This is a genomic window from Campylobacter mucosalis, from assembly GCF_013372205.1.
GTDB classification, from domain to species: Bacteria; Campylobacterota; Campylobacteria; order Campylobacterales; family Campylobacteraceae; genus Campylobacter_A; species Campylobacter_A mucosalis.
In genome coordinates this window covers 1,749,567-1,773,478 of the sequence record NZ_CP053831.1, presented here as the reverse complement: position 1 = coordinate 1,773,478, position 23,912 = coordinate 1,749,567, and the positions used below count along the sequence as shown (strand labels likewise).

Below are 23,912 nucleotides of genomic sequence, written 5' to 3'. Positions count from 1 at the left end.
AACCAAACCTTTTTTATATTAAAATGGGTATTTGATATTTTATCTTAAGTTTGATAAATTGTAGTTAAAGTGTGAATAAGTATTTATTCACATTGTGAAAAAATATGTGAATAACTTTTAAAAAGGTAAAAATGAAAATTCTTGGAATCGACCCAGGATCGCGAAATTGTGGCTATGCGATAGTTGAGAAAAGCCTTAGAAAAACGACACTTATTGAGGCTGGACTTATAAAGATAAAGCAGGATCGTTTGCAGTATCAAATCACTGAGCTTTGTGAGGGACTTGATGTGATTTTTAAAAATCATAGCTTTGATGAGGTTGCGATTGAGGATATATTTTTTGCTTACAACCCTAAAACTGTTTTAAAACTTGCTCAATTTCGTGGTGCTTTAAGTCTTAAAATTTTACAACTTCACGGCGATTTTGCCGAATACACTCCACTTCAAGTAAAAAAAGCCGTAACAGGCAAGGCAAAGGCACAAAAGGAGCAGGTGGCATTTATGGTAAAGAAAATTTTAGGCATCACAAAAGAGATAAAACCGCTTGATATAACTGACGCCATTGCTGTGGCTTTAACACACGCAAATAAAATTAAGAATTAAATAATAACTTTTTTAAATTTAAAGGAAATTTTAACAAATTTTATACAATAATTATTTGGAGTGTTTAAATACACCGATTATAATAGGAGATTTTGATGTTTAAGAATATGAAAATATCGACGAAGCTGACGCTTGTTAGCTGTGGGTTGTCACTACTTGCACTTGTGCTTGTAATTAGTATAGTTGCGTATAAAACGCTAAAAATAACAAACGAGGAAAATAGTAGATATATGAGTAATGCTATGCAGTCAAACGCTAATGCTATATCAGCATTTTTCTCAAATGCATTGCAAAGCTCAAGAGTACTTGCAGAGACTATTTCTGGTTCTTTAGAGGCTGGTCATAAACTTACGCCGCAAATTATTGGAGATATATTTTTACACGTTCAAAAGGAAAATCCAGATTTTATGAGTATTTGGTTTATGAGTGATAGCGATGAGTTTTATAACCGCGAAATAGACGGTGGAAATGACGCATTTTACGCTTCAAATGGACTTTTTGCACCTTGGGTGACAAATACTTCTGGCTCTTCAAAAATTACAAAACGAACAAACGAATACCGAAATGGTGAGTATTACACAACTTCAAAAAACAGCGGAAAACCAGCCATACTTGATCCGTATTTTTACAAATTTGGTGAGCAAAATTTACTTGTAACTTCATTTACTACGCCTGTTTATGCACACGGAAAATTTGTAGGTACTATGGGCATTGCGATGAAGTTAGAAAAAATTCAAAATTTGGTAAATAACATCAAGTTATTTAAAACAGATAGTAGTTTTTTAATTTCTCATACTGGTAAGCTCTTATCGCATGTAAAACTAGATTTGATTGGTAAAAAAATGACTGATGTAAATCCAGACTTGCAGCCGATAATGAATGCTCTAAGCAAGCTAGAACCATACGAGATGAGTGCTATCTCAGCTGTAACAAAAAAGCTATCAAAGGTTGTTTATGCTAGTGTTGATATGCCAAATTTTGATAAAAGTTGGGGTGTAGTTTTGGTGGTTGATCATGATGAAGCTATGGAAGAGACTACAAATCTTAGAAATTTTATGATAAGTATAGCGGTGGTATCGATAATCGTTTTAATGGTTATAATGTGGATTTATTCAAAAACATTTGGTTCTAGGATAGAAAATATCGGCAAAGCACTTGCAAATTTCTTTGACTTTTTAAACTACAAGACCCAAAAAGCAGATCTCATAAAAATACGTGCAAACGATGAGATCGGGAAAATGGGTATGCTTATTAACGAAAACATCAAACAAATCGAACAAAACCTATCCGAACAAAATGCTTTCATAGCTGACGCTAATACTCTTGTAAATAGTATCAAAGACGGAAATTTCACAGCAACCCTAAATGCACAGACGATAAACCCTGCACTAAACAGACTAAAATCTGCATTTATTGATCTTCAAGAGGGGCTAAGCAAAGCAATATCTAAAGATGGACAAGAGGTATTAAAACTCCTTGAGAGTTATAAACGTTCAGACTTTACAGCTAGACTTGATGATAATGGCACAATGGCAAGTGGTATAAACCAACTTGGTATTGAAATTTCAAATATGCTCCGTGACAACCTAGACAAAGCTGAAATTCTAGAGCAAAAAGCTCAGATACTAAGTGATTCTATGAAAGAGCTAACAGATGGAGCAAATAGCCAAGCAAATAGCTTGCAAGAGAGTGCTGCAGCAGTAGAACAGATGAGCTCATCAATGAGTGCCATATCTCAAAAGACACAAGATGTTATAAGACAATCTGAAGAGATTAAAAACATAATAACAATAATAAGAGATATAGCAGACCAAACAAACCTACTAGCACTAAATGCTGCTATTGAAGCAGCCAGAGCAGGAGAACACGGACGTGGATTTGCTGTTGTTGCTGATGAAGTAAGAAAACTAGCTGAGAGAACTCAAAAGTCACTTGGAGAGATAGAAGCAAATACAAATGTACTAGCTCAATCAATCAATGAGATGAGTGAATCAATAAAAGAGCAAGCTGAAGGTATAAATATGATAAATCAATCAGTAGCTCAGATAGATAACCTTACACGTGCAAATGTATCAGTAGCTAATAGAACTAATGAAGTAACAGCTGAGGTAGATAATATGGCTAAAGATATTGTTAGTGAGGTTAGGAAGAAGAAATTTTAGGTAATTTTAGACAAATTTTGGCATAATCAGACTTAATTTTATAAGGAGAAAAGTGCCAAAATTTGCCCTTTTTATAACTACAAAAGCTCTACACAGCTTTAATCTTTACAAAAGCGATAAAAGACGGCTAAAAAAGTATCCAAATTTGAAATATCAAAGCGGATTTTTACTCTCTCGCTCTTTAAAATGGCAGTTTAAACTAAAAGATAAAATTTGTATATCACATAAGAAAGATATCTGCGTTATAGCACGTTCTAAGCGTAAAATCGGCATTGATATAGAGGAGCTAAAAGAGCGAAATTTTGGTGCTGTTATGGATTTTTGTTTTAGCGATGATGAGAAAAATTTGGTTAAAAATGCAGATGACAAACTTTTAGCTTTTTATCAAATTTACACAACCAAAGAGGCTTTTATCAAGTTACAAAATTTAGGCTTTTCTCATTTGCAATCAGTGAATTTTAATGCAATTTTAAATAGAATGAAAACCAAACACATAACATATAAAAATTTTTTAATAACTATAGTTTATAAAGGAAAATGATGAAATTTTGGCTAGTTTTTATAGCTATTTTTTTAGCTGGTTGCGTTCATAAAATTAACGTGCCAAAGCTTAGCAATTTTAGCCAAAAAGAGTTTATCATAAGCGATGAAAACACGGCAAATAGGCTTTTTGTAAGTAGTCAAGACGGAATTTATAGATTTGTTATGTTTAACCCTTTTGGTGTGCCACTAGCTGATAAAGAGTTAAAAGATTCTAAATTTAAAAGCCTGAAATTTCTACCACCAAACGCTGATTTTAACGAGCTTTTTTTAGGAATTTTAGAGGTTTTAAGCAAAAATGCAAAAGAGGCGACGATAAAGACAGATAAGAAAATTTATAAGGTTAAAAATGTATCTTAGTTTGCCACGAATTTTTAGTCCATTTGGCGATGAAAACGCACTTTTTGACGCGTGTTGCAGTGGCAAAAGAGCGTTAAAAACAAGGCAAATTTTGGACAAAAATTTTCTTGTTGGCAGTATAGATTTAGCTTTGCCAAATTTTAGTCACAAGACGGATAAAATTTATAAAACTAGAACCAATCAAATTTTACTAGCTACTATTTTAGAGTTAGAAAATGAGGTAAAAAACGCAATTAAAAAATACGGCAAAGACCGAGTTGGCGTGGTTATTGGCACAACTACTGCTGGTGTTGAAGAAAATTATGAAGCTTTTAAGGGCGAAAATTTTAATAAAAGTGAGTTTTTAATGGATAGAAACTCGCTATCAAATCCAGCAAATTTTGTACGTGAGTTTTTTGGACTAAACTCACTTTGTATCGGTGTTTCAACCGCTTGTACCTCGGGGATTAAAGCGTTTGAAAGTGCTAGAAATTTCATAAATCTAAATCTTTGTGACGCCGTTATAGTTGGCGGTGTTGATAGTCTAAATTCACTCACAATACACGGATTTAACTCGCTTGGAGTGCTATCAAACAGCCCATCAAAGCCATTTTGCAAGGATAGAGACGGCATAAATATCGGCGAAGCAGCAGCTGTGTTTTTAATGTGTCGTGATAAAATTTCAGACTACAAACTAAAAGCGGTTGCTACAAATTGCGACGCCTTTCATATCACACAGCCAAATCCAGAGGCGAGTGAGCAGATAAAACTCATAAATGAGCTAACTTTAAACCACAAAATCGACTACATCAACGCTCACGCAACTGGCACACAGGCAAATGAGATAATGGAGACAAAGGCGATTTTTAGCACCTTGCCAAACGCCACAACTAGCGGTATAAAGGCAAATATCGGACACACACTAGGGGCTGCTGGTGCGGTTGAAGCTGGAATTTGCCTAATGGCAATAAAACAAAAAATGATACCTATGCAGATTTTAGATGAGTTTGACAGCACGCTTTCGCCCATAAATTTAGCTACAAAAAGTGTTAAAAGTGAAGTAAAAAACTGCCTAAATTTATCATTTGCATTTGGCGGAGATAATGCGGGTATGGTGGTTGGAGTAGATGATGAGAGTTAATTTACCACATAGTGGCGATATGGTTTTAATTGATGAAGTGCTTGAATTTGGCGAGGGTTTTATAAGTGTTAAAAGCAAGATAAAACCGCAAAATGCCTTTTTAGAAAATGAGAAATTTTACACATATAAGTGCATTGAGATGATGGCACAAAGCCTTGGAGCTTACAAGGGGCTTTATAATAAAGATAATTTTTCAATCGGATTTTTGCTTGGTGCTAGGGATTTTGAAATTTACAAAAACACCCTAAATATCGACGATGAACTGACGATAAAGTCAAATGTTTCAATGCAAGATGAGAGTGGTTTTGGGGTTTGGTATAGTGAAATTTTGCTTAAAGATGAGCTTATTGCAAAAGCAACTTTAAGCGTTCTAAGCCCCAGCAAAGAGCAATTTTTGGAGTTAAAAAATGCAAAATAGAGTTTTAATAACAGGCAGTTCAAGAGGTATTGGTAGAGCCATAGCCTTGCGTCTTGCAAAGGCTGGATATAAGGTCACAATAAACGCAAGAAAAGATAGCGATGAGTTAAAAAGTCTGCAAAACGAGCTTGGCGAAAATTTTAGTAGCAAACTCATATTTGATGTTAGCGACACGCAAAAATCGCGTGAAGCCATAACGGATGACATTGAGCAAAATGGAGCATATTACGCTATTATCTTAAATGCCGGAATTACGGCTGATAATACCTTTGTAGCTTTAAGCGAAGATGAGTGGAAGGGTGTGATTGATGTAAATTTGCATAGTTTTTATAACGTTTTAAACCCAAGCCTAATGCCACTAATCCGCACTAAAAAGCCCGGACGCGTAGTTGCCATAACCTCAGTAAGTGGTGTCATAGGCAACAGAGGGCAAAGCAACTACGCTGCAAGCAAGGCTGGTGTTGACGGAGCGATTAAAAGCCTAGCCATTGAACTTGCAAGTCGCAATATAACGGTAAATTCAGTCGCTTGTGGAGTGATACAAACTGATATGACAGAAAATATAAATGAGGATTTTATAAAATTTGCAGTCCCTGCAAAACGTGCTGGTAGCGTTGATGAGGTAAGTGGCGTGGTTGAATTTTTGCTTAGCAAGGACGCAAGTTATATCACAAGACAGGTTATAGGGGTAAATGGCGGATTATGCTAAATAGAGTTTTTATAAGCGGATACGGCTTTGTAAGTGCCTTTGGCAAGAGCTGGGCAGAGTTTAAAACTGCACTTGATGAGAATAAAAGTGCCGTCAGATATATGAGTGAGTGGGATAAATATAAAGATTTAATGACAAAAATCGCAGCACCCATTGACGGCTACACACCACCAAAAGAGTGGGATAGAAAGCAACTTCGCTCACTTGGCAGGGTTTCGCAGTATGCAGTAGAGGCTGCTGGACTTGCTATAAAAGACGCTGGTTTAAATGAGAGTGAAATTTTAAAATTTGGCGTTGCTAGTGGTAGTAGCACAGGAAGCACTGACGCAATAGCTTTGATGGCAAAACTTTTATTAAATGGGCAGAGTGATTGCAACGCAAATACCTACATAAAAATGATGCCACATACGACGGCTGCAAATATAGCACTTTTTTACAAATTAACAGGACGCATTATCCCAACTTCAAGTGCTTGCACGAGTGCATCTCACGCCATTGGCTATGCGTATGAGAGCATAAAATACGGAATGTGTGAAGCGATGATAGCAGGAGGAGCAGAAGAGCTTTGCCCTAGCGAAGCATACGTATTTGACACACTTTATGCCACAAGCACGAAAAATGACAGACCAAATTTAACTCCAGCCCCATTTGATGAGAGCAGAGATGGCTTGGTGCTTGGTGAAGGTGGTGCTTACGTTGTGCTTGAGAGCGAAGCTAGTTTAAAAAGGCGTGGTGGCAAAGCAATTGCCGAAGTTGTAGGCTTTGGCTCAACTTGTGATGGCACTCATATCACTCGCCCAAACTCGCCAACGATGAAAGAGGCTATGGAATTTGCACTTAAGGACGCTAAAATTTTGCCTCAAGATATCGGCTACATAAACGCCCACGCCACAGCTACAAAACACGGAGATATAGCCGAAAGTATCGCTACAAACGAGCTTTTTGGGCAAAATATAGCAATAAGCTCACTAAAAGGGCATATCGGACACACACTTGGTGCGTGTGGTGCTATTGAAGCGATTGTTAGCATCATGATGATGAATGAAAACTGCTTTTATCCAACTAGAAATTTAAATAGAGTTGATAGTGAGTGTGCGAAGCTTAACTATCTAAGAGTAAAAACCGCGATAGATACGCAGTTTGTAATGAGTAACAACTTTGCCTTTGGCGGAGTAAATACAAGTCTTATATTTAAAAAACTTTAAAGGAGAAAAAATGAGAAAAATTTTAGTCATTGGTGCGGTTTTCGCACTTTTATTTGCTGGGTGTGGCGCTAAAAATCGTACGATAAGAAACGCTATAAAAGATAACAACACAACCGTGTTAGATGAGAGAATAACACCAGAAAATATAAACAGATATGTTGCCAAAGGTATGACTCCGCTAATGTTTGCTATACGTAATGGTGTAAATTTAGACACCATAAAAGACTTAGTAAACAAAGGGGCTGACGTAAATCAAGCAAACAGAAAGCTTCACGACCCTATTTATTACTCAGTTATTTATAACAGACTTGATGTGCTTAAATACCTAGTTTCAGTAGGTGCAACGTCAAAAATTTCGCTACAACACTTAAAAGATATAGCTGGTAAAAAAGGCTTTTTGGATGTACAAACATATTTAGAAACATTAAAATTCTAAGGAGTAAAAATGAAAAAAGTTTTAGTTACTGCTATGGCAGTTGTGTTTTTTGTAGGTTGTGGTGTGTCTGACAAGTCAAAAGTCGTAAGATCAGACGGCTCAAATGCTATTGCCCGCTACTCTATCGCAGACGCGTTAAACTCGCAACTTGCAAAAGAGAAGCTACCAAGCGACGTCAAATTTGTCTTTGGTGCTTCACAAGGCAAGGTTGTCAAAAAAGGTCTAGTTTTAAACAAAAAGACAAATGGCGTTGGCAAAAGCAACGAAGAGTCTTGCCAGAGAGCCTTTATCTTAGCACTTGTAAGCTTTGCTGATAGTGCCAAGCAAGAGGGTGCAAACAAGGTTGTAAATTTAGTAAGCTACTTTAAAAAGCAAGAGTTTAAAAGCACGACTGAGTATGAGTGTGCCATTGGCAATCTAATGAGTGGCGTAGCCTTAAAAGGCGATATCGCAAAGTGATAAGATTTAATATCTCAGATTTTAGAGCCATTAGTTTTAATATCGGTGGCGAGTATGAGCGTGAGCCTGACATTTCGCGTATCGCTCCTATCTCTCGCCGAAGATTAAGCCAGTGTGCTAAATTTTGTGTTGATATCACAAGCCAGATTAAGCTAGATATGCCTATCATTTTTAGCTCGTATCTTGGCGAAACAAACCGCTGTCTTGATCTGCTTAGTGCGTTAAAAAGCGAGGTTTCACCCACATCTTTTAGCCTCTCAGTCTTAAATGCGACACCTGCTATGCTAAGCATTGATGCTAAAAATACCAGTCCAGTATTTGCCATATCAGCAATGGCAAGTGTTGAGTATGCGATAATAAACGCTTTAAAATTTGAACGTGCTTTTGTCATTAGCTACTTTGAGGGCGCAAATAAAGATTACTACAAAGAAGAGCCATTTGCCGTTGCTATTGGTATGCTAATCACAAAGGGGGGCGATTTTAGTTTGAAATTTAGCCCTGATAAAACAGCGCCAAATCACAGCGAAGTTTGCTTTTTATCAAATTACGGCAAAAGCAGAGCGTGGCATAGCTTTGACGGAGCGTTAAAATGGGAGTATAAATGCAACTATTAAGAATTACAAGGGCGGCATTTTTATACTCATCTTTTGGGCTTATCTGTCTTTTTGGTGATCTGCTTTTTATGCCGATTGTGATTTTTGGGCTAAATAAATTTGAGCTTGTGAAGAGATTTTGCCGTGAGCTTGTTAGACTATCTTGGGGCTTTTTTATATGGCTTTGCAAGGTTAGTGGCTATTTAAAAGCCCAGTTTAACGCTAGTAATTTAGGCAAAAGTGGCGAGATCATCATCGCAAACCACCCGTCACTGCTTGATGTTGTATTCTTTTTAAGTAGTGTTAAAAATTTAAACTGCGTTGTAAAAGGCGAACTTGGTAAAAATATCTTTTTAGCCTTTGCTATAAAAGCTTGTGGTTATATCTCAAATGAGGATAACGAAAAACTCTTAGAGCAAAGTCTAAATGCCTTAAAAAACGGCGAAAGTTTGCTGATATTTCCTGAGGGCACTCGCACAAAAGATGAGATTGTTTTTCATAAAGCACCATTTTTTATAGCGATTAAGGCGGCTAAAATTTTAACGCCTGTCGTTATAGATATGAAGCCACGAAGCCTTAGAAAAGACGAGAGCTGGTTTAGTGTGCCAAGTGAGTGCATTAGCTACAAATTTAAAACGACAACGAGCTTAAATTTGAGCGATTTTTTAGCAAACAGACCAGATCCGATTAGAGTTAGACTTTTACAAGATGAGATTTTAAAAATTTACAAGGAGTTAAGATGATAGATGAGGTTAAGGAGTTTATAATTGAAAGCCTAAATCTTTCAGACATTAGACCAAGCGATATAGACGAGAACGCACCGCTTTTTAATGACGGCTTAGGGCTTGATAGCGTTGATGCATTAGAGCTTGGACTTGCCATCTCAAAGCGTTATGGCATAGTGCTTGATAGCAAAAATGAGAATTTAAAGCAGATATTTTCAAACGTTACAAACCTAGCCCAGTTTATAAAGGAGAACAAAAATGACTCAAAATGAGATATTTGAAATTTTAAAAAACGCACTAATTACACTTTTTGAGATAGATGAGGCTAAGATAACGCCACAAAGCCTAATTTATGAGGATTTAGGCATTGATAGCATTGACGCTGTTGATCTGATTGATCACGTTAAAAAGCAGACTGGATATCGTTTAATGCCTGAGGATTTTAAAAACGTTAAAACGCTTGAAGATATAGCAAAAGCGGTAGCAAAAAAGCTTGGTGATAGTTAAAATTTTGCTTGTCGTTTTTGGGATTTTTTACCCGTTTACGATTGTATTTTTTGCGGATTTTACGCCTATTACTGTTTTGATTTTAGCCTTTTTGTGGGGTTTGAAATTTTACTTTTCAAAAGAGAAATTTGAGCTTTTTGTGGCTGTATTTTTTATTTTGATTTTTGCATTAGATGGGCTAAAATTTGCATATCCTATCATAATTAGTATGTTTATGTTTGCCGTTTTTTATGCAAGTTTAAAAGATGTGCCGATAATTACAAAATTTGCACTTTTAAAAGAGCCAAATTTAGACGAAAAAGGGCGTATTTATACACGCAAACTTACAAAAATTTGGATATGTTTTTTTGCGATAAATGCTATAGTCTGCCTTATTTTAGCATTTTTAAACGATAAGGCGTGGGCATTTTATAGCGGATTTTTATCCTATGTTTTGATAGGAATTTTGTTTTTTGGCGAGATAGTTTATAGGAGATTTGTTTTAAAGGTATGATAGAGTTTTTAGAAAATTACAAAGAGCGTATCGCCCTAGCAATTAGCGGTTTAAAGGCACTTGGCGTTAAAGATGTTAAAATTTATTTAGAAGATAGTAGCGACTTTATCGTGGCGTTTTTTGCGGCACTTTCGCTTGATTTAAAGCCTCTTGTTTTAAGCTCAAATTTCAGTGATGATGATCGGTTTTTTATTGATGATTTAAACAAAATTTTATCAAATAAACCAAGTGAGTTTAATATCAGCAAGGACGCCAAATTTTATCTAAAAACATCTGGTAGCAGTGGCGAGGCAAAGCTCATAGAAAAATCCCTTCATCAGATGAAAACAGAGGCTTTGGCTCTTAAAGATAGCTTTGAGTTTGGTGGCGAGTTTTTAGCAAGTGTTAGCCACCAACATATGTTTGGACTTACGTTTAAAATTTTCTTACCGCTTATTTTAGGTGCAAAAATAGAGCCAAAATTTCTAAATTATCCAGAGTTTATCTACGAAAAAGAGCTAAATAACCGCACTTTAATAAGCTCCCCAACTATCTTAAAAGCACTTTTACAAAATAGTAAAAAAGGGCTTTTAAGCGGTCTTAAAAACATAATTTGTGCTGGTGCAAGGCTTGATGATGATTTAAGAGATGAGATTAATAGCCTTACAACCTGCATAAATATCTATGGAAGCACAGAAACTGGCGTTGTAGCATTTGATAAAAACAGCGGATTTAGGGCGATTAGCGGTGTTAAATTAAACACCAAAGATGATGTTTTGGTGGTTAGTTCGCCTTGGTGTGAGAGCTTTAAAACAAGCGATTTGGCGTTGGTTAATGGCGATGAGCTCACGCTTTTAGGCAGAGCCGATAGGATAGTAAAGATAAATGAAAAACGCATAAGTCTTGATAGCGTTGAGAGGCTTATTTTATCAAACGAGCTTATAGATGACTGCGTGTGCGTAGCAAACAACACAAAAGAGCGAATAAGTGCGATAATTTGCCTAAGCAACAAGGGTAAAGAGCTATTTAGAAGTGACGGCAAAATAGCCGTTAGCAACGCTTTAAAAGGCGATTTAAGGGCTGAGTTTGCAAACAATATAAGGCATTTTAAAATAGTCCCAAAAATAGAGCGAAATCAGCAGGGCAAACTGCCTAAAATTTTAGCCGATGAGCTGTTAAATAAAAGATATAAATTTGAGTTTAAACAAGAGAGTTTAAGCGAGACAAACGCTGTGTTTAGTGCGTTTGTTGGCTATGAGCTGTTTTATTTTGACGGACATTTTTTGGATTTTCCACTCGTGCCTGGATTTGTGCAAGTTGAGTGTATTTATAAGTTAGCAAAAGAACTCAGACTTGATTTAACGAGCACAAATAAAATTGAAGCTATGAAATTTAATGGCTTTTTACGCCCCGGCGATAGTGCAAAATTTGAGCTAAATATCAAAAATAACAAGCTTTATTTTAATATTTTTGCAAATGACAAGGCAAGTGCAAGTGGTAGAATATGTATAAATTAGCCTTTTTAATACCGCATTTTAATCATAGCAAAAATTTGGCAAAACTAATTAAGAGATTAAGCGAATTTGAGTGTGAAATTTTAATCGTTGATGATGGTTCAGATAAAGAGCATAAAGAGATTTTAAAGACGCTAAATGCAAAGATAATTTATAGAAAAACTAATGGGGGCAAGGGGGCTGCTGTAAAGGACGGCTTTAAATTTTTAGCACAAAATGGCTTTACGCACGCACTTCAAATAGATGCCGATATGCAGCACGATGTTTCGTATTTAAGTGGTTTTTTAACGCTTAGCAAAGAGCGTCAAAACGCACTAATTTGTGCCAATCCAATCTACGGCAAAGACGCTCCAAAAGCAAGGCTTTATGGCAGAAAAATCACAAATTTTTGGGTTTATATAAACACGCTTGGAGCAAGGATTAAAGACGCTATGTGCGGACTTCGTATCTATCCGCTAGAAGCTGTAAGTAAAATTTTACACCACTGCAAAGCTGATAAAATGGACTTTGATATAGATATTTTGTATCTACTTTTTAAGGCAGAGATTGAGATTTTATGGTTTGATGTGCCAGTTAGATATGAAAAGGACGGAGTGTCTCATTTTAGGGCGTTTAAAGATAATATTTTAATTAGCAAAACTCACGCAAAGCACTTTTTTGCTTTGCCAAAATTTATATTTAAAAGGCTAATAGGTGGCTAATTCTTGGCATTTGCAAAGAGAAAAAGCAGGTAGAACGCTTCTTAAAATCACGCTATTTTTAGTAGCTTTTACGCCTAAAATTTTGCTAACGCCTATCGTTTTTTTAGTTAGTTTTATCTATTATTTGACGTGTAAAAATGAGCGTGAGAACATAAAATTTTACCTTCATTTGATATCACAAAATGGTGTAAAGCCAAAATGGGCGTTTTGGAATTTTTACCATTTTGCTATATCGATTTGCGATAAATTTCGCGTTTGGCAAGGCAAGATAGGCAAAAAAGAGATAATTTTAACAAACCCAAACGAGATAAGAAACGAGTTTTTAAACGATAAAAAGGGCAGGGTGCTTTTAGTTAGTCACTTTGGAAACATAGATATTGCAAGGGCTATCTCAAATGAAGTTGCAAATTTAGATATCACGATTTTAATGTATACAAAGCATTCAAGCGAGTTTTTTAAAATTTTAAATGAAGTTAGCAAAGTGCCAGTTAAAATGCTTGAAGTTGGTGAGCTTGATATGGCTACAATGCTAAAAATCAAAGAGATTATTGATAGTGGCGGACATATCGGCATTATGGGCGATAGAGCGGTGGTAAATGGCGATAAAAACGCAAGAGTAAAACTCTTAGGGCGTGAGTGCGAGATAGGTGCTGGGGCGTATTTTTTAGCACACCTTTTAAAGACAAAACTTAGTACGTTTTGGGCGATAAAAAATGGCAAAAATTATGAGCTAACATTTGAGCATATCGCCGATGAAGTGGTGCTTGATAGAAGCAAAAACACAGATAAATACGCTCAAATTTATGCTGATAAACTTGCAATTATGTGTAAAAAATATCCGCATTTATGGTTTAATTTTTTTGATTTTTGGGGTGTTAAATGATAGAGTTTTTGCATAAAATTAGAGTTGAGTTTTATGACGTTGATAGTATGGACGTGGTTTGGCACGGCAACTATATTAAATTTTTTGAAGCGGCTAGGTGTGCGTTTTTAAGGCATATTGGCTATGATTATACAAATTTTAGGGACGAAGGCTTTGTTTTGCCAGTTGTAAAACTTGATGTTAAATACATTAAACCGATATTTTTTGGCGATGAGATTAGCATTTTGGTTCGCTTAAAAGACGCTACAACTATGTTAAAATTAGAGTATGAAGTGCGAAAAGATGATGAAATTTTAAGCATTGCAAACACCACACAAGCTTGTGTTGATATCAAAAAACGCCTTACGATGTTTGAGCTACCAAGCGGATTTTATGAGGCGTTAAAGGCAAAATATGAGAGTTAAAATTTTACTATTTTTAATGATTAAAATCGCATTTTGTTTTGATATTTATGAGCTTAAAAATATCGTTAAAAACGATGTTAGCGGAGATTTTAATCAGACAAAAAATATCACTGGATTTAAAAGGGCGATTTTTAGCAGTGGCGAGTTTAGTATTAAAAAGAGCCAGTTTGTTATGACGACGCTAAAACCAGTTTTTAGTAGCGTTAAAGTAGATGAAAATGGCGTGTTTGTTATGCAAAATAACCAGTGGCAAAAAGAGAGCAAAAGTGCTGATATAACGCTTTTATTAAACATCATAAATTTAAATATAGACGCGTTAAAACCCGAGTTTGATATAAATTTAGTCGGCACAAAAGAGAACTGGCAGGTTAGCTTAACACCAAAAGGCTATCTAATATCAAAAATCTTTAAGAGTATTGAAATTTTTGGCACAAACTACGTTAAAAAGATAGTTTTAACCGAAATAAATGGTGATGAAACAATAAACGAATTTAGCATAAGATGAAAAAAACATTAGCCATTTTTAGTTTCATTTTTTTGCTTTTGTGCTTTTATGTGGGTTTTAATTTTCACAGGGTAAATAACGATATTTTTAGCTTCTTAAACATTAGCCAAAATGCCGTATTTAAGGCATTAAACGATAATTTGGCAAATGAGATTAATATACTTGTTAAAGATGAAGCAAGTTTAAAAAAACTAGAAAATTTTAAAATTTTTAGTGAAATTTTTTACAAAATAGAGAATTTAGATGAGCTACAAAACGAGCTAAAACTGGCAAAACTAGCACTTTTTAAGGGCGAGATAGATGATGAGTTTAAAAATCTAGTCATTAAAAATATCTACTCGCCCATAAATGGTGGGCTTTTGGGTTTAAAAGATGATATTTTGGGGCTTTTAAATTTTGCTAGTATTTTAAATTTGGGCTCAAATATCAAAATAGATACAAAAACAGGGTTTTTAAGGGCTGATGATTTTATCTATGCAAAAGCCACGCTAAAAGATAACTACGATCAAAACGAGCTTTTAAAGGCTTATAAAGTGCTAAAAAACGACGGCGCTATCGTTAGTGGTGGTGCTATTTTTAGTGCATTTGGTAAGACGCAGGGCGTAAAAGAGAGTGCTGTTATGGGCGTTGTCGGCGTGATTTTGTGCGTTGCGTTTTTGCTTACAATGTTTTGTAGTTTTAAGATATTTTTTATATTTTTAGCACCAATTTTTGGCTTTGTTTGTGGGCTTAGCGGTTCATTTTTATTTTTTGAAAATGTCCATATTTTGGTGATTGTTATTAGCACGAGCTTGGTTGGGCTTATGCTTGATTTTAGCTGTGGTTGGCTTGGTTTGGAGCGTGAAAAAACTATAAATGCAAGTAGCGTTTTTAAGCTAAAAAGGCTATTTTTACTAGCACTCTTAATCACAACTAGCGGTTATTTGCTATTTTTACTCTCGCCTATGAATTTTTTGCATCAAATTGCCATTTTTAGCGTATTTGGGCTTTTTGGTTCGTTCTTAATCTCATATTTTTTAATCCCAAAAATTTTTGACGGCACCAAGTTTAAAAATGTAAATTTCATAGAAAATTTACTACTTAAAAGTGAGAATTTCTTTGTTAAGTTAAAATTTAGCCCATTTTATGCGGTTTTATTAGTGCTGGTTTGCCTTATTTTATTTGGTTTTGCAGATTTTAAAGATGATGTTAGAAACTATGCTAGTTCGCCAAAAGAGCTAATTAGCGACGCACAAAAGCTATCAAAAATTAGCGGTGTAAAAAGCGATTTAAGGCTGGTTTTTACACAAAATGTTAATCCAGATTTAACCACTCTTAGCAAGGTAGCAAACATCAGCTATCTTTATGGTTTTATAAACGAGCCAAACAGACAAGAGTTAATAAAGCAAAAGCTTAAAAGCTTGCATTTTAGCGACTTTAATGACGAGATAAAAAGCGAGATAGACACACTAGTCATCTTAAATGAGAGTGAGTTAAAAAATCTTAAAATTTTAAAAAATTTTAGCTTTTTCTTTGAAAATCCAAATTACATAGTTGTAAACGAGATAAAAGATAGGGCAAAATTTGATGAAATTTTATCCCAAAATGGGCTTAAATTTTATGATTTAACACAGATGATAAATGAAAATCTCACAGCCGTTAAAATAAACGCCCTTTGCTTAAAATTACTTGGCATAGCACTTGCCTTTATTTTGCTCTATTTTGTATTTGATTTAAAAAGGGCTTTGGTTTTAACGGGGCTTATTTTTGGCGTTAGCATCGTTACTCTTACGATATTTTTGCTCTTTTTAGATATTAATATTTTTGTGGTTTTTGGCGTGATTTTAGCAAGTGCTGTTGGGGTTGATTATCTACTTTTTGCCCTAAAAGAGGCGTCTAGTAAGGATAAAATTTTTGGCATTAGCGTGGCTGGGATCACTAGCATTTTTAGCTTTGGTGTGCTTTGTATGAGTCAAACACACGCTGTTTTTAGCTTTGGAGCTAGTGTTTGTGTGGCGATTTTTTTAAATATGCTATGTGCTTTTATACTTAGCTCTAAGTATAAATAAAAACTACTTATAAAACTTAAGAATATATGGTAAAAACAAAGTAAAATTCAAAAATTTACCCAATAAAATAAAATTTAAAATTTTAAAATCCCTAAATATAGCCATTAATATTATATCTTATAAAAATATAAAATAAAAAAATTATATAAAAAAATACAAAAATGTCAGCTATCTGACAGACAAAATTTTCAAAATTTCATAAAATCGCTAAACAATTTCATAAAAAGGCAACAAGGAGGATTTATGAAACAGCATAAATTTGTTATCGCTGACCATAAGCGTTGCATAGGCTGTGCCACTTGTATGGCAGCCTGTTTTAAGAGTGCTTATGGCGGGAGCTAATTTTGTATCAGCAAGTGTTGGCAAGGTTACAGCACCATTTCACGAGCTTTTTATACGCGGAATTTTTTGTAACGTTTTTGTTTGTATGGCTGTTTGGACGGCTACTAGCGAGAGCAATTTAACTGGCAAATTCTTTGCTATTTTGTGGATGATAGCTGCGTTTGTGGCTTGTTCTATGGAGCACTGCGTTGCAAATATGTTCATCATCACATCAGGTCTTATCGCTAAAGCTCACTATTTAGCTGAAGTTGGTGGCGATATGAATGCACTTGCTCACTTAGTTCACAGTAGTGTTGATGGACTAAATTCTCTAAACGTAGGAAGCTTTTTTGTAAAAAATCTCATTCCAGTAACGCTTGGCAATATAGTTGGCGGTCTATTCTTTGTAGGACTTGTCGGCTTTATGGCAAATAAATTTGAGATGAAAAAGGATTGATTTAATACTAAAAAAAAGGGGCAATCGCCCCTAAATTTTACTCGCTAACTAGCTCTATATAAGCCATTTCGGCAGCGTCGCCACGGCGAATGCGAGTTTTGATGATACGAGTATAACCACCATTGCGATTTGCAAATTTTGGTGCTACTTCTGTTACAAGCTTGTTTGTGCTCTCTTTATCTTGTAAATTAGCAAAAACAGCTCTATGAGCGTTAAAATCGCCCTTTCTAGCCCTTGTAATAAGCTTTTCAATATAGCTTCTTAACTCTTTTGCTTTTGGCAAAGTTGTCTCTATCTTACCGCTTTTTATGATTGCAATTGCTAAATTTTTAAGCAAAGCAGAGCGGTGAGATGAGGTTCTGCCAAGTTTTCTATATCCGTGTTTATGTCTCATTTGCTGATCCTTGTTTTATTCTTTTGCACTCATTTGTGACTTTAGCTCAGCTATCTTCTTTTTTAGCTGATCTTTGCTGTCTTTTAAGACATCAGAACCAATAGGATATCCGATCTCTTCCATAACAGCTTTTATCTCATCAAGAGATTTTTTACCGAGATTTTTTAGATCTTTTAGCTCATTTTCGTCCATTAAGGCAAGTTCGCCTATAAATCTAATCTCAGCCTTATCGATGCAGTTAAAGCTTCTAGCGCTCAAATTTAAATCCTCAACACTAGCAAAAAGCTTAGAGTGTTCGCCACTTAAATTTTGGCTTGGGAGTGGAGCGTTTACATCGATATCTAAAACGCCTTTAAATACTGACATTTGTTGATACATGGCTTCCAAAGAGTGCTTAAAAGCCTCTATTGGACCAACTTGGCCGTCTGTTGTAACTGTAAATACAATCTTTTCAAAGTCTGGGTTGTCTTCTACTAGGATATTTTCGATCTCGTAAACTGCTTTTTTAACAGGTGTAAAAAATGCGTCAAGTGCTATATAGCTTTCATCTACGCTATCTCTTAAATCCTCGCTAGAGACATAACCTATACCTTTTTGTATGATAAGGCTAAAATTTAGCTCAGCATCTTCATTTATAGTAGCAAGATATGCGTCGGGATTGACTATCTCTACTATATCGTTGCTAAGATCAGAGCCTTTTATCTCTTTTGGTCCTTTAAAGCTATACTCAACGATTTCACTTTCGCTATCATTTTTTAGCTTAAAACGTATATTTTTAAGATTTATGATAAATAGAGTTACGTCCTCAAGCATACCGCGCATACTATCAAACTCGTGGCTTACACCCTGTATTTTTACGCCAGTTGGAGCAAAACCAACCGTGCTTGTATAAAGCAAACGGCGTAGTGGGTGAGCCAAAGTCACAGCATAGCCAGTTTCAAAAGGATATGCTGTTATCTTAGCTACGTTTTCGCTGATACTTTCAACTTTTATCTCGGTAGGCATATAAGCTGATGTAGTAATTTTTCTCATCATTATATCCTTTATTATTTTGAGTAAAGCTCTACTATAAATCTTTCCTCGATTGGAATGATAACCTCTTCTCTTTCTGGATTTCTTGTGAAAATTCCAAATTTCTTATCTTTTTCAACATCAACCCAACCAACTATACCAGTTTGTGCTGTTAAATCAACTGCACGAACGATTTGTGGGTTATTTTTTGACTTCTCAATAATCTCAATTTTAGCACCCGGCTCAACTCTGTAAGATGGGATATCAACCCTTTTGCCATTTACTAAAATGTGTCCGTGAGTTACAAGCTGACGTGCAAAACGACGAGTTGTCGCAAAGCCCATTCTATAAACTACGTTATCAAGTCTTTGCTCTAATAGCTGAACAAGCAAGGCACCAGTGTTACCCTCTCTACGTGCAGCCTCTGCAAATAGACGGCTAAACTGCTTCTCGCTTACACCATACATAAATTTAGCTTTTTGTTTTTCACGTAGTTGTAAGCCGTATTCGCTTATTTTTGCTCTTCTTTGTCCGTGCTGACCTGGTGCAAATGGGCGTTTATCAAGCGCACTCTTACCAGCTAATCTTCTCTCGCCCTTTAATGCAAGAGATACACCAAGACGTCTTTCTAATTTTTCAACAGGTCCTCTATATCTAGCCATAATAATTCTCCTAAATTCTTACTTCATTAGACGCGGCGGCGTTTTGGTGGTCTGCAACCATTGTGAGCAAGTGGAGTTATATCTTTAAGGAAAGTTACCTTTATGCCCTCTACTGCACCTACACTCTTAACCGCTGTTTCACGTCCGCTGCCCGGACCTTGAACCTTAATGCCGACCTCTTTTATGCCGTGCTCTTTTGCCTTGCTTAATGCGTCCTCAACAGCTTGTTGTGCTGCATAAGGAGTTGATTTTTTACTACCTTTAAAGCCAAGACCACCAGCACTGCTCCACGCTATCGCATTTCCCATCTCATCGGTAACGGTTACCATAGTGTTGTTAAATGATGCACTAATATAAACGATACCTTTGGCTATACTTTTTCTAACGACTTTTTTCTTTACGATTTTTCTTTTTGCCATTGTCTATCCTTTATTACTTAGTCGCTGCACCGACTGTTTTACGCTTGCCCTTACGAGTTCTAGCGTTTGTCTTAGTCTTTTGACCGCGAACAGGAAGACCTTTTCTGTGGCGAAGACCACGATAGCTACCTAAGTCCATAAGTGCTTTTATATCCATAGCAACTTGTTTTCTTAGATCACCTTCAACTACGTGATTTTCTTGGATCTCTTTGCGGATAGCCGCAGCCTCGTCTTCACTTAATTCGTGAACTCTCTTGTCATAAGAGATACCAACAGCGTCAAGAATTTGACGTGATTTGTAAAGACCTATGCCATAGATGTATGTTAAGCCATACTCTATTCTCTTTTTGTTTGGTAAATCTACACCTGCTATACGTGCCATCGCTTATCCTTGTCTTTGCTTATGTTTTGGATTTTCGCAGATAATACGAACAACACCTTGGCGTTTGACAACTTTGCACTTGTCACACATCTTCTTTACAGAAGGACGAACTTTCATTGTGTCTCCTAAAAATTTATTTCACTTTTTAGCAAACTGCATACAGGTTTGGCGAAAGTCCCAAACCAACGATTTTTAAAATAAAGTGAGAAATTTTAAAAATAGTTCTTCATACAGCTTTGTTGCAAAGCAGGGATTTTACCCAAAAATTTATTATTTGTAGCTTAATTAAAATTTTACGCGTCTATGTGGTATTTCTTTGTTTAGACGAGGCGGAATTTAAAAATTAAACGGAGCATCACAGAGTATGTGAGTATTAATTTTTAAATTCCAACAAAGTATAAAAAGAGGCAAGATTATTTGTAGCGATAAGTTATACGACCTTTATCAAGGCTATAAGGCGTCAACTCTACCTTTACTCTGTCGCCTGGCATTATTTTTATGTAGTGCATTCTCATTTTACCAGCAATGTGACATAAGATCACGTGTTTATTGTCAAGCTCAACCTTAAAAGTAGCGTTAGGAAGTGCTTCAATCACGTTTCCATCAATCTCGATTACATCATCTTTAGCCATTAAAGACCTCTTTATTGTATATAAATTTTTAAAGCGTTGATTATATGTCATTTTAAATTTAAAAAAGATTAAATTTGATACAATCCATTAATAATTTTTATTAATTAGGATATTTACAAACAAGGATAAAGTATGAAAGGGGCTTTTAAATATTCTCAAGTTGCGTTAATCGCGCTAAGTCTAACTGCCTGCGGAGGTGGAGGCGGTGGAGGCGGTGGGGGTCCGTCAGCGCCTGTTACCACCACTCCCAACGTCCCAGGTGTGTTACCTGGTAGTGTAAGTAGGCCAGTCCAGCCAATATCACAGCCAATCACGCCACCACCAAATAATAATCAATCAACACCGCCAAATAATGGCAATAATGGTGGATTAAATAATACCGGTGGCAACACACAACCACCAAGTAATAATGGCGGTTCTAGTAATAATTCAAGTGGCAACTCACAGCCAATAAATCCACCAACAAATAGCAGTAATTCAGGCACGGGGGGGGGTAACACGACACAACCAAATAATCAAGGTGGTGCCATAACTCCGCCAAGTGGTGGCACCACAAACCAAACTCCACCAAACAGCAATCAAATCACACCACAACCACCGCAAAATTTACCAACGCCTAAAAACGTAGAAAATTTACGCACAAATTTAACTGACACGGCAAATGATGAGAATAAAATTATGAAAATTTCGGTTATTGACACCGATTTTTCAGATAAGGGCGACACTTTTAATGCCTTTAATTATGATGACGGCACTTCAAGACTTCGCTTAAATGTCGGTACAAATTATCAGGCAAAAGGCTCAAATAAATCTCACGGTACAATGGCAGCAGGAGTAATAGCAAGCTACAACAAAACTTCGCCAATTTATGGCTACACGACCGATAATACTCAAAGCAACGTAATCGCACAAAATATCCATTTTGAGGCCGCTTACAACAATGGGGCTAGAATTTTTAATAACTCTTGGGGTGGCAACGTTGAAGAGAATAATTATGCAAATGAGCAAGTTTGGAGAAATAGGCTTGGTGCTACGCCAACCGACCAATTTGTAGGGCAAAAGGCGGCAAGTGACAGCATTTTTGTATTTGCTGTTGGTAACGAGGGTGTAGACCACCCAAAAAGAGCACATTATGCCTCAACTCAGTCGCATTATCCTGTCGTTTTCCCAAAGGCAAAACGCGGTTTTATCGCCGTTACTTCGGTTAATTGGGGCGATAGGTCTAAAATGCCTTACGCAAATAAGCTTGGACCTTTGGCTAAATTTTGGGGTATAGCTTCTCACGGCGAACACTCGCTTTTTAATCATCAAGTTGATACGCAAGGCACCTCATTTGCCGCACCGGTAGTATCGGCGGCAGCTGCAAATGTTTGGGAGAAATTCCCTTGGATGAGTAATCATTTAGTCGTTCAAAGCATACTCTCAACGGCAAACCAGCTTGGGCAAGGCGATAAGGTAACGACCGAGCCACGAGATGATGTCGGCTGGGGCGTTTTAAATCAAACAAGGGCTTTAAAAGGTCCAGCTAGGTTTGATAAACGCCTTTTAACTGATGATGAGAAAAATTTCGTAGTAGCCGACTTTGACTACCGAAACTACAAAGAAAAAGATCGCTTAACCTTTGCTAACGACATAACTGGCGACGCTGGCTTTAAGAAAAAAGGCACTGGCATTTTATACTTTACTGGCTCAAATTCCTACACTGGCGATACGATAATAGAAGGCGGTCGTTTGCAGATTGAAAATGCACTCACAAGCTCAAAGGTCACGATAAATCAAAACGGCACACTCACAGCACAAAATGAGAGCAAAAAAGTCACAATCGGCGATAACAACAATTACACACTCACAAACAACGGCTCACTTGAAGTATTCGGACAGGGGCTAACGATAAATGGCAACTACAAAGCAGGAGCAAATTCACGCACAGCCATTGACATAAACACCGCCCAGCTTGAAGTAACAGGCACGGCAGATATGGGGAATTCTCGCATTTTAGCCCATATAAACGACGTCCAAAAAGTGCCAACACAGGGCGAACAGACAAAGACGATTTTAACAGCTCAAAAATTAACAAATTACAGCGATTATTACACCATTTCAGACTATATAAATCCGTATATTAAGATTGATGAACTAAAATCTGAAAATAACCAAGTCAAGGTAAAATTCACAAGAAACAGCACAAATTACGTAGCAAGAGCGATAGCATTTAGCACGACAAGTTCGCTAAATACGGCAAATAACCTTGATACTGCTCTAAACGAAGTCGCCACAAATTCCAGCAGTCCATTAGCCACAAACGCCCTTTCTATCATCACAGCGACGCCATTTGCATTAACTCAAACCCTACAAACTCTCTCTGCTGAAATTTACGCTTCAAGCCAAAACGCCCTGCTAAATCAAAACCACCAAATAAGCCAAAAAATGGCAACTCGTGCGTTTAGCGATGAGAGCGGATTTTATAGCAGTTATGACTACAACCGATATGAAATTTCAAAACAGGGCTTTGCCAGTGGCGATACAAAGAGCCATTTAACAAGCGTTGGCGTTGATAAAAGTGTTGATGATTTTAAATTTGGCGTTAATTTAAATCGTGGCGAGATCAAGTCAGAATTTACTAATCTTGCTGGTAACTCAAAAATCACAACAAACGGCGTAAATTTATATGCAAAAGCCGGTTTTAGCGACTTTTACACGCTTTTTGGCACTGGCGTTACTTGGATAGAAAACAGTGTCAAACGAAACCTAATCATCGCCGATAACGGCTCGCAAATAAACGTAAAACAAAAGGGCAAAATTTATAATATCTACGCCGAGGCTGGATATAGATTTGGCTTTTTTAAGCCGTTTTTAGCTTACGAGCTAAATATGTTTAGACAAAACAGCATTGATGAGGGGCAAAATTTTGGCATTAAAAGCGATAAAACTTCAAACGACATTAGCTCATATTTAAGCGGAGTTAGGGCAAATTTTAACGCACAAAATTTCAGTTTTAACGCCGCACTTACATACATTTACACGCCAAATGCCGACTTTGACTTTAAGGCAAAATTCGTTGGTGGCAACAGCGATATAACGATAAAAGGCATAAATGTCGCTAAAAACCAAGTGGGGCTAAATTTTGGCGTGGGCTACTCATTTACGCCTAGTTTTGGGGTATTTAGTAGTTATGCCTTTAACACAAGCAAGGACGCAAAATCACAAAATTTGAATGTATCAGCAAGGTATAAATTTTAATTAAATATAATTTGGAAAATTTAAAGGGTAA

General features: G+C 36.3%; 30 protein-coding genes and 2 pseudogenes. 25 read left to right on the top strand and 7 right to left on the bottom strand.

Annotated elements, in window-relative coordinates; all coding sequences use genetic code 11:
• The first annotated feature begins 131 nt into the window (after positions 1-131).
• From ruvC to CMCT_RS09115, 24 genes and pseudogenes are all read left to right on the top strand, one after another.
• Positions 132-602, top strand: a complete 471-nt coding sequence (ruvC, locus tag CMCT_RS09230) for a crossover junction endodeoxyribonuclease RuvC (protein ID WP_034970204.1) — start codon at positions 132-134, stop codon at positions 600-602.
• A 95-nt stretch (positions 603-697) separates the two neighbouring features.
• Positions 698-1,546, top strand: a pseudogene (locus CMCT_RS09650) (PDC sensor domain-containing protein); the annotation flags it as partial.
• Between the two features lie 24 nt (positions 1,547-1,570).
• Complete coding sequence (locus CMCT_RS09645; RefSeq protein WP_418656695.1) at positions 1,571-2,764, top strand: methyl-accepting chemotaxis protein; 1,194 nt, start codon at positions 1,571-1,573, stop codon at positions 2,762-2,764.
• A gap of 52 nt (positions 2,765-2,816) precedes the next feature.
• Complete coding sequence (locus tag CMCT_RS09215; protein WP_051654944.1) at positions 2,817-3,305, top strand: 4'-phosphopantetheinyl transferase family protein; 489 nt, start codon at positions 2,817-2,819, stop codon at positions 3,303-3,305.
• Complete coding sequence (locus tag CMCT_RS09210) at positions 3,305-3,664, top strand: hypothetical protein (protein ID WP_034970436.1); 360 nt, start codon at positions 3,305-3,307, stop codon at positions 3,662-3,664. Before CMCT_RS09215 ends, CMCT_RS09210 begins: the two co-directional genes overlap by 1 nt.
• Positions 3,654-4,784 carry a beta-ketoacyl synthase N-terminal-like domain-containing protein gene (locus tag CMCT_RS09205; protein WP_034970439.1) on the top strand — a complete coding sequence of 377 codons (1,131 nt, stop codon included), beginning with the start codon at positions 3,654-3,656 and terminating at the stop codon, positions 4,782-4,784. The genes CMCT_RS09210 and CMCT_RS09205 overlap by 11 nt, the downstream gene beginning before the upstream one ends.
• Positions 4,774-5,202, top strand: a complete 429-nt coding sequence (locus CMCT_RS09200) for a hotdog family protein (RefSeq protein WP_051654945.1) — start codon at positions 4,774-4,776, stop codon at positions 5,200-5,202. The genes CMCT_RS09205 and CMCT_RS09200 overlap by 11 nt, the downstream gene beginning before the upstream one ends.
• On the top strand, positions 5,192-5,911 hold the full coding sequence (fabG, locus tag CMCT_RS09195) for a 3-oxoacyl-ACP reductase FabG (protein WP_034970443.1): 720 nt from the start codon (positions 5,192-5,194) through the stop codon (positions 5,909-5,911). The genes CMCT_RS09200 and fabG overlap by 11 nt, the downstream gene beginning before the upstream one ends.
• Positions 5,905-7,116 (top strand): beta-ketoacyl-ACP synthase, encoded by a 1,212-nt coding sequence (locus CMCT_RS09190; RefSeq protein ID WP_169753366.1) that lies wholly within the window; start codon positions 5,905-5,907, stop codon positions 7,114-7,116. Before fabG ends, CMCT_RS09190 begins: the two co-directional genes overlap by 7 nt.
• A 10-nt stretch (positions 7,117-7,126) precedes the next feature.
• Positions 7,127-7,552, top strand: a complete 426-nt coding sequence (locus tag CMCT_RS09185) for an ankyrin repeat domain-containing protein (protein ID WP_034970445.1) — start codon at positions 7,127-7,129, stop codon at positions 7,550-7,552.
• Positions 7,553-7,561: 9 nt separating this feature from the next.
• Positions 7,562-8,011 (top strand): hypothetical protein, encoded by a 450-nt coding sequence (locus CMCT_RS09180; RefSeq protein ID WP_034970447.1) that lies wholly within the window; start codon positions 7,562-7,564, stop codon positions 8,009-8,011.
• Positions 8,008-8,625, top strand: coding sequence for a beta-ketoacyl synthase chain length factor (locus CMCT_RS09175; RefSeq protein WP_051654946.1), 618 nt, complete (start codon positions 8,008-8,010; stop codon positions 8,623-8,625). Before CMCT_RS09180 ends, CMCT_RS09175 begins: the two co-directional genes overlap by 4 nt.
• The gene (locus CMCT_RS09170; protein WP_176325122.1) at positions 8,613-9,347 is read left to right on the top strand and encodes a lysophospholipid acyltransferase family protein; all 735 of its coding nucleotides are present in this window, start codon (positions 8,613-8,615) and stop codon (positions 9,345-9,347) included. Before CMCT_RS09175 ends, CMCT_RS09170 begins: the two co-directional genes overlap by 13 nt.
• Complete coding sequence (locus CMCT_RS09165; protein ID WP_034970449.1) at positions 9,344-9,601, top strand: phosphopantetheine-binding protein; 258 nt, start codon at positions 9,344-9,346, stop codon at positions 9,599-9,601. The genes CMCT_RS09170 and CMCT_RS09165 overlap by 4 nt, the downstream gene beginning before the upstream one ends.
• Positions 9,588-9,836, top strand: coding sequence for an acyl carrier protein (locus tag CMCT_RS09160; protein WP_034970451.1), 249 nt, complete (start codon positions 9,588-9,590; stop codon positions 9,834-9,836). The genes CMCT_RS09165 and CMCT_RS09160 overlap by 14 nt, the downstream gene beginning before the upstream one ends.
• Positions 9,826-10,329, top strand: a complete 504-nt coding sequence (locus tag CMCT_RS09155; protein WP_217903841.1) for a COG4648 family protein — start codon at positions 9,826-9,828, stop codon at positions 10,327-10,329. Before CMCT_RS09160 ends, CMCT_RS09155 begins: the two co-directional genes overlap by 11 nt.
• Positions 10,326-11,825 (top strand): AMP-binding protein, encoded by a 1,500-nt coding sequence (locus CMCT_RS09150; RefSeq protein ID WP_051654947.1) that lies wholly within the window; start codon positions 10,326-10,328, stop codon positions 11,823-11,825. Before CMCT_RS09155 ends, CMCT_RS09150 begins: the two co-directional genes overlap by 4 nt.
• Positions 11,813-12,523 carry a glycosyltransferase family 2 protein gene (locus CMCT_RS09145; RefSeq protein ID WP_051654948.1) on the top strand — a complete coding sequence of 237 codons (711 nt, stop codon included), beginning with the start codon at positions 11,813-11,815 and terminating at the stop codon, positions 12,521-12,523. The genes CMCT_RS09150 and CMCT_RS09145 overlap by 13 nt, the downstream gene beginning before the upstream one ends.
• Positions 12,516-13,406 carry a lysophospholipid acyltransferase family protein gene (locus tag CMCT_RS09140; RefSeq protein ID WP_051654949.1) on the top strand — a complete coding sequence of 297 codons (891 nt, stop codon included), beginning with the start codon at positions 12,516-12,518 and terminating at the stop codon, positions 13,404-13,406. Before CMCT_RS09145 ends, CMCT_RS09140 begins: the two co-directional genes overlap by 8 nt.
• The gene (locus tag CMCT_RS09135; protein WP_034970457.1) at positions 13,403-13,810 is read left to right on the top strand and encodes an acyl-CoA thioesterase; all 408 of its coding nucleotides are present in this window, start codon (positions 13,403-13,405) and stop codon (positions 13,808-13,810) included. The genes CMCT_RS09140 and CMCT_RS09135 overlap by 4 nt, the downstream gene beginning before the upstream one ends.
• Positions 13,800-14,315: a LolA family protein gene (locus CMCT_RS09130; RefSeq protein WP_034970459.1), complete on the top strand. Its 516-nt coding sequence runs from the start codon at positions 13,800-13,802 to the stop codon at positions 14,313-14,315. Before CMCT_RS09135 ends, CMCT_RS09130 begins: the two co-directional genes overlap by 11 nt.
• Complete coding sequence (locus CMCT_RS09125; RefSeq protein ID WP_034970461.1) at positions 14,312-16,363, top strand: MMPL family transporter; 2,052 nt, start codon at positions 14,312-14,314, stop codon at positions 16,361-16,363. Before CMCT_RS09130 ends, CMCT_RS09125 begins: the two co-directional genes overlap by 4 nt.
• A gap of 243 nt (positions 16,364-16,606) precedes the next feature.
• Positions 16,607-16,693: pseudogene (locus CMCT_RS09500) on the top strand (4Fe-4S binding protein); the annotation flags it as partial.
• A complete protein-coding gene (locus tag CMCT_RS09115; protein ID WP_082198681.1) occupies positions 16,692-17,141 on the top strand; it encodes a formate/nitrite transporter family protein in 450 nt (149 codons plus the stop codon). The pseudogene CMCT_RS09500 and the gene CMCT_RS09115, both read left to right, overlap by 2 nt.
• A 37-nt stretch (positions 17,142-17,178) precedes the next feature.
• Here CMCT_RS09115 and rplQ read toward each other — a convergent pair whose 3' ends face one another.
• From rplQ to infA, 7 genes are all read right to left on the bottom strand, one after another.
• Entirely contained in the window at positions 17,179-17,535 is a 357-nt protein-coding gene (gene rplQ, locus CMCT_RS09110) for a 50S ribosomal protein L17 (protein ID WP_034970464.1), read from the bottom strand.
• Between the two features lie 15 nt (positions 17,536-17,550).
• The gene (locus CMCT_RS09105) at positions 17,551-18,567 is read right to left on the bottom strand and encodes a DNA-directed RNA polymerase subunit alpha (RefSeq protein ID WP_034970465.1); all 1,017 of its coding nucleotides are present in this window, start codon (positions 18,565-18,567) and stop codon (positions 17,551-17,553) included.
• A gap of 14 nt (positions 18,568-18,581) precedes the next feature.
• On the bottom strand, positions 18,582-19,208 hold the full coding sequence (gene rpsD, locus CMCT_RS09100; RefSeq protein WP_169753375.1) for a 30S ribosomal protein S4: 627 nt from the start codon (positions 19,206-19,208) through the stop codon (positions 18,582-18,584).
• A gap of 26 nt (positions 19,209-19,234) precedes the next feature.
• Positions 19,235-19,627, bottom strand: a complete 393-nt coding sequence (gene rpsK / locus CMCT_RS09095) for a 30S ribosomal protein S11 (RefSeq protein WP_034970470.1) — start codon at positions 19,625-19,627, stop codon at positions 19,235-19,237.
• 13 nt (positions 19,628-19,640) lie between these two features.
• Complete coding sequence (rpsM, locus tag CMCT_RS09090; protein ID WP_034970471.1) at positions 19,641-20,009, bottom strand: 30S ribosomal protein S13; 369 nt, start codon at positions 20,007-20,009, stop codon at positions 19,641-19,643.
• A 3-nt stretch (positions 20,010-20,012) separates the two neighbouring features.
• Positions 20,013-20,126, bottom strand: coding sequence for a 50S ribosomal protein L36 (gene rpmJ, locus CMCT_RS09085; protein WP_034970474.1), 114 nt, complete (start codon positions 20,124-20,126; stop codon positions 20,013-20,015).
• A 296-nt stretch (positions 20,127-20,422) separates the two neighbouring features.
• Positions 20,423-20,641, bottom strand: coding sequence for a translation initiation factor IF-1 (gene infA, locus CMCT_RS09080; protein ID WP_005869854.1), 219 nt, complete (start codon positions 20,639-20,641; stop codon positions 20,423-20,425).
• A gap of 132 nt (positions 20,642-20,773) precedes the next feature.
• Here infA and CMCT_RS09075 point away from each other — a divergent pair, with 132 nt between their 5' ends.
• Positions 20,774-23,881, top strand: coding sequence for a S8 family serine peptidase (locus CMCT_RS09075; RefSeq protein ID WP_051654950.1), 3,108 nt, complete (start codon positions 20,774-20,776; stop codon positions 23,879-23,881).
• Positions 23,882-23,912: the final 31 nt, after the last annotated feature.